This is a genomic window from Cryobacterium flavum (assembly GCF_900103805.1).
Taxonomy (GTDB): domain Bacteria; phylum Actinomycetota; class Actinomycetes; order Actinomycetales; family Microbacteriaceae; genus Cryobacterium; species Cryobacterium flavum.
This window is the reverse complement of record NZ_FNIB01000021.1, coordinates 20,809-30,418: the sequence shown is the minus strand read 5'-3', so window position 1 is coordinate 30,418 and position 9,610 is coordinate 20,809. Positions and strand designations below refer to the sequence as shown.

The 9,610-nt window shown below is 60.2% G+C and carries 10 protein-coding genes; 5 read left to right on the top strand and 5 right to left on the bottom strand.

Annotated features, from left to right (window positions below):
- Positions 1 to 941 (bottom strand): IS30 family transposase (locus tag BLS91_RS18430; RefSeq protein ID WP_139165830.1); only part of this gene is annotated, 941 nt, incomplete at its 3' end.
- Positions 942 to 1,098: 157 nt separating this feature from the next.
- Between BLS91_RS18430 and BLS91_RS18425 the strand changes: the two genes are divergently transcribed.
- On the top strand, positions 1,099 to 1,695 hold the full coding sequence (locus BLS91_RS18425) for a hypothetical protein (protein WP_092342392.1): 597 nt from the start codon (positions 1,099 to 1,101) through the stop codon (positions 1,693 to 1,695).
- A gap of 221 nt (positions 1,696 to 1,916) precedes the next feature.
- A complete protein-coding gene (locus BLS91_RS18420; RefSeq protein WP_092342390.1) occupies positions 1,917 to 2,486 on the top strand; it encodes a hypothetical protein in 570 nt (189 codons plus the stop codon).
- A gap of 94 nt (positions 2,487 to 2,580) precedes the next feature.
- Here the strand turns inward: BLS91_RS18420 and BLS91_RS18415 are convergent, their stop codons facing one another.
- The 3 genes from BLS91_RS18415 to BLS91_RS20395 form a co-directional block, all read right to left on the bottom strand.
- The gene (locus BLS91_RS18415; RefSeq protein WP_092342388.1) at positions 2,581 to 3,009 is read right to left on the bottom strand and encodes a GNAT family N-acetyltransferase; all 429 of its coding nucleotides are present in this window, start codon (positions 3,007 to 3,009) and stop codon (positions 2,581 to 2,583) included.
- 276 nt (positions 3,010 to 3,285) lie between these two features.
- A complete protein-coding gene (locus tag BLS91_RS18410; protein ID WP_092342387.1) occupies positions 3,286 to 3,615 on the bottom strand; it encodes a hypothetical protein in 330 nt (109 codons plus the stop codon).
- A gap of 537 nt (positions 3,616 to 4,152) precedes the next feature.
- A complete protein-coding gene (locus tag BLS91_RS20395; RefSeq protein WP_158252772.1) occupies positions 4,153 to 4,302 on the bottom strand; it encodes a hypothetical protein in 150 nt (49 codons plus the stop codon).
- A gap of 302 nt (positions 4,303 to 4,604) precedes the next feature.
- Here BLS91_RS20395 and BLS91_RS18400 point away from each other — a divergent pair, with 302 nt between their 5' ends.
- The 3 genes from BLS91_RS18400 to BLS91_RS18390 all read left to right on the top strand — a co-directional run bounded on the left by BLS91_RS18400 (position 4,605) and on the right by BLS91_RS18390 (position 8,539).
- Positions 4,605 to 5,006, top strand: coding sequence for a hypothetical protein (locus tag BLS91_RS18400; protein ID WP_092342383.1), 402 nt, complete (start codon positions 4,605 to 4,607; stop codon positions 5,004 to 5,006).
- Between the two features lie 338 nt (positions 5,007 to 5,344).
- Positions 5,345 to 5,869: a MarR family winged helix-turn-helix transcriptional regulator gene (locus BLS91_RS18395; protein ID WP_092342381.1), complete on the top strand. Its 525-nt coding sequence runs from the start codon at positions 5,345 to 5,347 to the stop codon at positions 5,867 to 5,869.
- Positions 5,870 to 6,052: 183 nt separating this feature from the next.
- A complete protein-coding gene (locus tag BLS91_RS18390) occupies positions 6,053 to 8,539 on the top strand; it encodes a transglycosylase domain-containing protein (protein WP_092342379.1) in 2,487 nt (828 codons plus the stop codon).
- Between the two features lie 167 nt (positions 8,540 to 8,706).
- Here BLS91_RS18390 and BLS91_RS18385 read toward each other — a convergent pair whose 3' ends face one another.
- A complete protein-coding gene (locus BLS91_RS18385; protein ID WP_134505207.1) occupies positions 8,707 to 9,258 on the bottom strand; it encodes a DUF6578 domain-containing protein in 552 nt (183 codons plus the stop codon).
- Positions 9,259 to 9,610 lie beyond the last annotated feature (352 nt).

Sequence of the window (9,610 nt, the reverse complement as noted above, 5' to 3'; positions counted from 1 at the left end):
GTGGCCAGCGTGATCTTCCGGTGCTGAGCCAGCTCGGTGCCCTGGTCCCACGTCAGAGTCTTCACCAAGTGCTCGGGGAGAGTCTTGATGGCGGCCAACAGCCCCTCGCGAACCGTGATCGCGCCGTGATCACCGGGAAGGTGGACGAGCATGGTGAACCGCGTCTGACGCTCCACCAACGTAGCGATCGCCGACCGGCAGTGTGACCCCAAGATTAGATCTCCTTCCCAATGCCCCGGCACGGCTCGGTCCTCAACCTCCGCCGGCCTCTCGCTAATCATGGTCATATCCGGGATCTTGCCCGAGTTCTTCGCAGCGGGCCGTCTCGGATGCCGGATGGCGCGGCCGGTGCGTAAATGCTGATGCAGATCACCGCGCAAGTCACCCCGCCCGCCCCCGTAAAGCGCCTGATAGATCGCCTCTGGGCTGACTCGCATCTCCTGCCGATCGGGAAACACCGCAGCCAAATGATCACTGATCTGTTCCGGACTCCATTTCACGCACAACTTTTTCTGCACCAAGAGCGCCAGCTCCGGATGGTCGAATTTGCTGGCCTTCGGGCGACGTCCGCGAAGCTCGGCCTGCTTCTGCGCCGCATACGGGGCGTACTTCGTCCGTGCCTGCGGGCCAGTCTTGGACCCGCCTCGAGCGAGCTCTCGACTGATCGTGGCAGCAGACCGGCCCACCAGAGCAGCGATCGCCCGCACGCCGGTGCCACCCAGATGCAAGTCCGCGATCCGCAGCCGCTCCTCCAAGGACAAGTACCGCCCCGACCGCTCCGCCTCAGGAAGAGGGATCCGCCCACCGGTTGCTTGACGCCAACGCCGTCCAGTTCGTCGATTCACCCCGACAGCATCGCACGCTGCAGTCAGCGTCGAGCCGTGACTCATCAACACCCAAAACCGCGCCTGCTTCTCCACCAGTTCAAACTTCGACCACACGTACAACACCTCACAAAAATCGAGTGTTGCGACGACCGGTTGAATCCGCCGTTCCCCTTACGGTCGGCGTTCTATGTGAGACTGTCCGGCATCCGCTCTTGGGGAGAAAACATTGCGCTCATCTCTACCGATGCCTGGGAATCCCTGGCCTCACGACATGCTCATCACCGTCGACGATGACCCGAACACGTTGGTTGATCTGCTCTGGGTTCGGGAGGCGTGGAATCTTTACCCGGTCGGCAATGACTTTCCTCCCCTCCTGTCGGACGATTCAGTGCGAGCGCACGCCCAGACCGAGTCGACCGACTCGACCGCAGCCTGGTTGGACGCGTGGCCGGGGACCTGGAACGCATGTATTCACCATGCCGGTCTGATTCAAGACAACACGATCTTCGACCGGCTCCAGCACACTCTAGATGAGTCACCGGAACGCGTCGACCTGTTGGCCAGCATGGTCGGGCCGTCCTGGAGGAGCTCTTTCGGCGACGAAGCCTTTACGGAAGAAAAGGAGATGTGGAATCTTTCACAATTCCATGCACGCACACAACGTCGCCCGACGTCCCTCGCGGATGATCCGGAACGCTTGTCGCTGAGTGCGCTGATCCCAGCATGGCAAGCCGGGCTGACGAAAATTGTCAGCATCCCCTGCCAAGGCTCCTATACGCGCGTCATCGGACGGCACACGCTCCTCGTGACGGAGGAGACCCGGGACGATCACCATCAGTACAGCGAAGCTCTCAAACAGTTCCGATAGGGGTTGGCTGACGAAACGCATCTGGCAGGGCCGGGGAAAGCGCCCAACCTGTCGGTTGGCGCGGGAGGCCAACAGTGGCCCACCGGAGGCAGCCGCCGGATTGCAGATAATGCAAAAGGTGACAGATATTACAGTCCTCGATAGCGTGGAACTCAAGTCAGCCCCGCGACTCGGACAGGCGAGACCGCTGTCAATTCGGTTTCTAGGACAAAGGAGCAGAGATGGCGCCCCCTTCTGAGCCGGCTGATGCCCGACGCGACGCGATGGCCGAAGATGACCGTGCCCGCGGCGATTGGGATCACTGCGTCCGGAGGGAGATTCCTGCAGCCCTGCTCGGACGGGAGGTCCTTACGAGAACGGCCGACTTCTCGCTGTGGCTGGAAGATGTTCGGGGGTACAGCAGGGGATTCACCTTCACGGTTCGTCTCGTGGTCTCGAAGGAGGTCCTGAAGCGATTCGACTTGCCGTTCGGTCCTACGTTTCTCGGTCGATTCCCCGACAGGGAAGGGGTCGACTTCTGGGTTTCTGCAGGAGGGCGACGCTATTCAAACGAACGCTATTCAAACGAAACTCGTAGGCCCAATGGGCGAGATCTTCAGGTCATCGCCGGTGGCGCAGTGCCGCAGGTGACCTGGACGCAATGGTGGGTAGCCGACGTCTCGATGCCCGAGATCCAGATCGGATTCGACTGGGCCTCAATCGGTGTGGGAGGCTCGCGGACCATCGGGACCGGCAACTGGCAGGAGACGATCGCAAACAACGTGCTTCTCCTCCCCATATCGGCGCCCTAGCTGCCAGACGAGCTCGCGGGCGTCCCGCTTTTCTAACGCCGTCGGACAAGCGTTCCTCTCAAGGTTCCCCTCTTGAAGACGAACTATTTTGCTCTTAGCCCCCGATCTGAACGAAAGTACGCAAGGGCGTCGGGCTGAAGTCACTTCCTTCAATGAAACCCAGGGATTCGTAGAATGCGCGCTGGCCCGGTTCGTCATCGGTCAGAAGTACCTTCTGTCGAACGTGGACGTAGCGCTCCAGGACCTTTTCAACCAGAGCCTTGCCAAGGCCGGCGCGTTGTTGGCGGGGGCTCACAAGGATGTCTTGGAGATAACAAATGGTGGCGTTGTCGGAGATGACCCGGGCCAGTCCCACAAGTTCGCCGTCCTCGTTGCTCGCCGTCAGGACGTACGATGACTGCTCCACGGCACGGACAAGGGCATCTGGGTCGCTTGCGTACGCCGTCCACCCGACGCTTGAATAAAGACCAACGAGGTCATGTCGCGGGAGGTGCTTCGACTCGGAAAAGGTAAAGGTGGGCATGGGACATGCTGTCACACGTCTATGCGGGCCCAAGCACTGTCCCGCTGACGGTTCGACATTCGAACTGTCGTGTGGCCGATATGGTTGCGGAATGGACACTACTCAGCGGCTGCAATATCGCTGGGCGGCCGGGCTGCTCCTAGTTTAAGGCGTCCTTATGGAGGGGCTCGTCTTCATTGGCGTCCTTGTCCTCTTGGCTCTAAGAATTCCGCAAACGACCATCGTCGAAAATGCCGATGTCTTCGCCCTTCAAGATTGACTTTGAGGCACGTTCTGTTACCGCTGTCGGGAATTGAATAGGGCGGCGACTCCCGGGTTCTTTTGCAATTCAGTGACCGTTTCAAGCGGTAGTTGTGTCGCGACGGCGATCTGATCGGCTGAGTACCCCTCTCGGCCCCAATACTCAATCAATGCATCAATCTCCACGCCCGTGGTGTCGGGGATGCGTTCCTCGTGCCTAACTAGTTCCCACAGTCGTTCGAGTCGTTGGATGTCCGCAGCCGGTATTTCTGCGCGGTGCGTCCTATTTGGCTTGTGCAACTCGAACTGCCAGCCAGGGTGGCGGCCATCGTCTTCAATCTCGTCTCTATTGACCAAAATCATCATCTCCTCGACAGTTCGGACACGTGTCTAAGTCCATTGTTGCGCGGAGCTGGTGCGTTGTCGCGCTATGCGTGCTTGTCACGGGGTCTTGTCAAAATGAGCCGCAGCTGTGTGTGTTGGGATGGCCTCGCCGAAAAATCGAATGGAACGGCTGAGGAGCAGTGAACGTCACCCATCGGTGAACGGAGTGTCTAAGGCAAGGGCGTGGACGTAGCTCAGCACCGCATCCCGAATCAACTGTGACCGCGTTATCCCGTGGGTAGAGGCGACCTGACGCACTTTGGAGTTCGGCACAGCCGTCGTCCGAATTTTCCAGGCCACGTAGGCCAACCCAACAGCTTCGAGCCGACGGCTGCCGCGGGTGATCGTCACCGCGGCGTAGAGAGTATCCGCACCTGTCTAGTCAATGAGGGAACGCTGGGCGGCTTCGGCCGCTGCGTTCCCACGCCGGATGGTCCTGCCTTTGAGGTCGGATGGCCCGCTTAGGCTCGTGCGGCCCGTGCCTGCGGATGAGGGACTCGCAATAGGTCGTCACGGGGGTTAGCTCGCCAGTGCTTGTTCGCGTATCTCGCGGATCAGCTGTGTGGTTTCGGATTCGACCTCGTGATCGATCCCAACTATCAGGTGCCCGGCATTTTCTGGGGCATGGCAGCCGAGGGTACCGCTGTGCAGGCCTTCCACGAGTTTCACGGGCTCCGTGCGGTAGTCGCGGACGGCTGGTGGTTCAGTGGCGTTGCGGTGAAAAGAGTGCCTGAACGTCTTCTTGGCCGCGGACGGCGATAGTTCCGGATCGAATCCATTCTCGGGGCAGATCAGGGGCGGGTAGGCTGCAGACGCGTGTTAGTCAACACGCCACCGCCCGCGTTCGATAGCCCATTTGCTATTGCCCCGAAGGGGGGCCCGTTGCGGGGAATCGTCACATCAAGTTCCTGATCCGTCCGTTCGCGCCTTGACGGCTTTCGAGACGCTGTCAGGCTGCATCACCCTTGTCGATGAGCGCGTTCGCTGACGAGCAACGGGAGGTTGAGGAGCCAGAGCAACCCGAGCTGAAAAATCCGCAGGTCCGCATCAGTATGCTTAGCGGCATGGATGTGTTTGGGTGGATTGCGGCAGTCGTGGGAGCCGTGGGAGCCATGCTCTTCATCGCGTCCTTGATCCGCACAATTCGGGCCAACCCCGACACGAGAATCCCCTTCAACCGGAATCCTCCGGTCCTCCCGGCTGGATCCATCGCGATGCGGAGCATTGGCGCAGGACTCCTTGTCTTCGGCGGGGTCGCACTCACAAATGCCCATGGAACATGGAGCATGATCGTTGTCGTCGGTGTTGTTCTCGTCACACTGGCCGTAATCACCGTTCACAACCATCGCCTGACTGTCACAGCAAACCACTGACTGCGACGGTTCCCGTTCCCGGTTAGGGTTCCCAAGTGACACGGCATCGGCGCGCACGGCCCACGGGTGGTTTGGCCCCAGATCTGTCGCGATGGCCGTCCCCTTTGCGGGACCTCGTTTATCCGGCGGCGGCGGCAGTCGCTCTGGCTCCTTGGCAGGTCCTTAGACGAATAGGACCCAGGGCGCATACCGTGCCCCGCAGCGTGACGTTTCCCCCTATCGAGTTCCGGTGCGAACTGTAGATAGGTTTCCGAGAGCCGGAGTCGACGAAGCCACTTCGTTGAGGTGATTACCTTTTGGCATTGAGCTTCATCTTGGAGCAAACTCACCAAAAGTGTATGCTTGCAATCGTTGCGTGTTTGCAACTATTGCAAGAGATGAGGACTCACGTAATTCCTGTCAATGATTCTGATGCTCGCGCGGCGGACGCCGCGTTGACAGCTTCTCGTGCGTTGATGGGTGTGGTGGCTCGATCCGTCGCAGGCGTCCTGGAAATCGTGACTCTGCCCCAGTTTCGTGTTCTCGTGGTGTTGGACAACTCGGGACCCCTGCGGATGGGCGTCTTGGGCGAAGCCATCGGCGTCCTTCCCTCCACGTTGAGCCGGGCAATCGATCGCATTGTCGAAGCCGGTTGGGTGAGGCGGACAACCCGACCAACCAGTCGACGGGAGGTACTCATTGAACTCACTCCAGCGGGACAAAACCTTGTCACTCATGCCCTCGAGCAGCGCCGAGACAATATTGCCGAAATCCTGTCCGTATTGTCACCCGACGAAAAGGCCGCAATTGTTTCTGCATTTGAACTCTTTGCCGGGGCCGCTGGGGAGACCTCGACGGAAGATTTGTTGATCCTTGGCATCTAGCCCGTAGAGGCTCCTCCAGGAGTTCAACCACCACGGGTGAGACCGAGACCCCGTGTAGTGCGGGCAAGCACGAGGCGCACTCGTCCCGTTTTTGCGTACTAGTCGATCTATGAGGTAGCGATAATTTCAGGTACTAATGTCAGTGTCCCCACGAGAACGCGAGGCAATGCTCTCGGCGCATTTATGGGGTTTGTCGGGACGAGTGTGGTCGTCGGGATCCTTGTGACGGCGGGGATGACGCCGGTGGTCGCGTTGGCCGGCCTGAGTGCGGCGAACACTATCACGGTCTTTGATAGCCTGCCGGGGTATCTGGGAATCGAGCAGCTCTCGCAGAAGAGCAATATATATGCTACCCAGAGCGATGGCACCCGTGTGCTGCTTGCGTCGTTCTACGACCAGGATCGGGTCGAGGTCGAATCGGATGCCATCAGTCAATTTGTGAAGGATGCCGCGGTCTCCGGTGAAGATCCTCGCTTCTTTGAGCACAACGGTATCGATATTCAGGGCACGCTGCGCGCGGTTGTGAGCACCATGGTTAATGATTCGCTGCAGGGAGGATCATCGATCACCCAGCAGTATGTGAAAAACGTTCTCGTACAAAAGTGCGAGGTCATTGCCGAACAAGAGCAGAGCGACCTCTGCTACACGGCGGCCACGGAGATCACCGTCGAGCGCAAACTCAGGGAGATGCGCTTCGCGATCGCCGTGGAGAAGAAGTACGACAAGGTAGACATTCTTCGCCAGTACCTTAACATCACGGGCTTCGGCGGAACGGTCTACGGCATTGAGGCAGCGGCCAATCATTACTTCAACACGACAGCGTCGACGGTGACCCTGCCGCAGGCCGCAAGCCTCGTGGCGATCGTGAACAACCCGCGAAAGTTCCAGCTCGATATGCCGGACAGCGTCACCAACGGTGCAGCCAACGGCTATGCCGCCAACAAGATGCGCCGCGATTATATTCTGGGGGAGATGCTCGCCGAGAAGAAGATCTCTGCGGCCCAGTACGAGGGAGCGGTCGCCACGGTGATCACCCCGGTCATCACGGCGCCCAGTACCGGCTGCGCGACGTCCGGTGCCAATGCCTACTTCTGCGACTACGTCGTACACGCACTGCAGACGGACCCCACTTTTGGTGAGGACGAAGAAACACGGATGCTCAATTTTCGCCGTGGTGGGTACGACGTTTACACCACGCTCGACCTGGACCTGCAGGGTGCGGCCGTGACGACCATGAACGAAAACGTTCCCAAGGTCTCCGACGTGGGAGACGTTGGTGCCGTCATTTCCAGTGTTCAGGTCGGCACCGGCCGGGTGCTCGCGATGACCCAGAACAAGGACTACAGCCAGGATCCGGCCGTGCTGAATTCCGGGGCCAACTACACCGCGATCAACTACAACACCGACCGTGCTGCTGGGGGCTCGAGCGGTTTCCAACCCGGTTCCACCTACAAGGTCTTCACGCTGGCCGAATGGTTGAACGAGGGGCATTCTCTCAACGAGCGCGTCGATTCTGCGCGCACGTCGCACTGGGGCGCTTTCCAAGACAGTTGCCGGGGTCCGCAGCGTTACCCAGGGTGGAATCCCCGCAACGACTCATTGAGACACACTGGTTCCAATTACAGCGCGCTCGAATCGACGATAAATTCCTACAACACGGGGTTCCTGGGCATGGCCAAAGAGCTGGACTTGTGCGGTATCCGCAAGACTGCGGAGGCCTTTGACGTGCACCGAGCTGACGGTGATCCGCTTCGCCAGGGTGCTAGTTCCGTGCTCGGCACCAACGAAGTCGCGCCCCTCACCATGGCTGTCGCCTTCGCCGGCATCGCCAACGACGGGGTGACCTGCACACCCGTCGTCATCGATCGAATCGTGGCCGCCGATGGCACCGAACTGCCCGTTCCCCAGTCCGAGTGCAGCGCCTCGGTTGAACCCGCCATAGCGGGGGCCATGGCCTACGCGATGCAGCGCGTGATGAGTGAGGGCACCGCACGCTCGTCGTACTACCGGACCAGTCCCCGCGTTCCGATGATCGGAAAAACCGGCACCACGGGTGGCGCGGCCGATACCTGGATGAGTGGCGCCAGCACCGAGGTGGCAACGGTGGCGGGTGTCGTGAGCGTCACGGGCTCCCTCGACCAACGCTCCATGTACTTTGACAGCGGATACGCCGCTACGGCCCGCCATCGGATGTGGCCTGACGTCATGTCCGTAGCCAATGCCAAATATGGTGGAGACGACTTCGTTGACGCCTCCCCCAGTGCCCTGCGCACGGTTCGCGCCGCCGTCCCTGACGTACGGGGCTTATCAATGGTAGAGGCACAAACGACTCTGGAATCCGCAGGATTCACCTACGCCGACGGTGGAGAGACAGCCGCCAACCAACCCGAAGGAACACCGATACGTTCCGATCCGGCTGCCGGTACACGGGCGCAACTGGGCTCAACGGTCACTGTGTACTCCAGTACCGGGGTGCAGCCCACATTTCCAGACGTTGTCGGCATGACCGAAGAAGAGGCGCAGCAGGCGCTTGTCGACTACGACGTCCAAACACAGAACCAGACCACTTCCGACCAAACTCTTGTTGGCACCGTCATTTCAATGTCTCCACCTGCCGGAGACACTTTGCCAGCCGGCGACTCAATCAGCATTGTGATCGGCCGCCAATAGCCTGGTTGCACTGATTTGGCTTGAAGCCGGCCGGCGAAGGTGAGATGCTCCTGCACAGACACATGTCAGCCGCGACCGCAGTGCCTTTCGTGATCATGCGGGGAGCCGGACAATTCAGGCAGTTCTCTCATGGCGTTGTCCCGTAGAAGGTTCCGCGAGCGGACACTCTACGCGTGCTCCTCGACATCGACGAGCCAGCCTTCCAGCGAGCGTCGGCGTTGCTCGGGCGGTGGAACAGCGGTCCCTTCGACGCGAGGAAGCGGTTCGTCGTCGTCATCGATGCGCAGCCGAACTCCCTGAGCCGAGGTTAACCTCGCCGAATTCGCAACTGGCTCGATCTCGATCATGTATCGAGAGGGGGAACGGGCGAGGAACGCTCCATTGCCGAACTCGCGGCCAACCTCCGCCCACTCGTCGCCGTCCGCCGCTTTGATCGATTCCGGCGGCGCGCCGTGGCCGGGACGACGTAATGACCAACGCTCGATGACGTCTTGCGTGACCTCGTGTACCGCGACTACCCGGCCGCGCACACGATCGGTGAACTCTTCCTCATGGTGCGACTCCATCGCTTCCACCGCGGCGAATAGTTCCGGTCCGAGCATGTCAGCGAGAGCAGCATGCGGCGTTCGCGTCTCGATACCGAAGTCGACCTCATCGCCGATGGCAAAAGCATCGCCACAGCACGCCCATTCCCATTCCGTCAGCCACACGCGCGTCATAACCCCACGCTAACCAAACGCCCACACCGCGACGCAGCCGACTCGGTCGGGGATCCTCCGCCGGTACGTTGTAACTGCCCCACTCAAGGTTCCGGCTACGGACGCCTGTGTGCGAGGCCATGACGGGTACGCTGAGCGGTAAGAGAAGTGCGTGAGGGGGCATGGTGCTGCAAGAACTTTACATGATTTGCCATTTTGCGCTCGTTGTTGCCAGCCCGCATCTGACGTTGGGTCATCCGGTTTTCGTCATCATGGTCGCCGGCGGAATTCTCTTGAGCCTCGCTGTAATCATGGCCCTCTTGGTTTTCGTTGTAGCGCGGCAATTCGACCTGCGCGCGTCGTCCACGCAAAG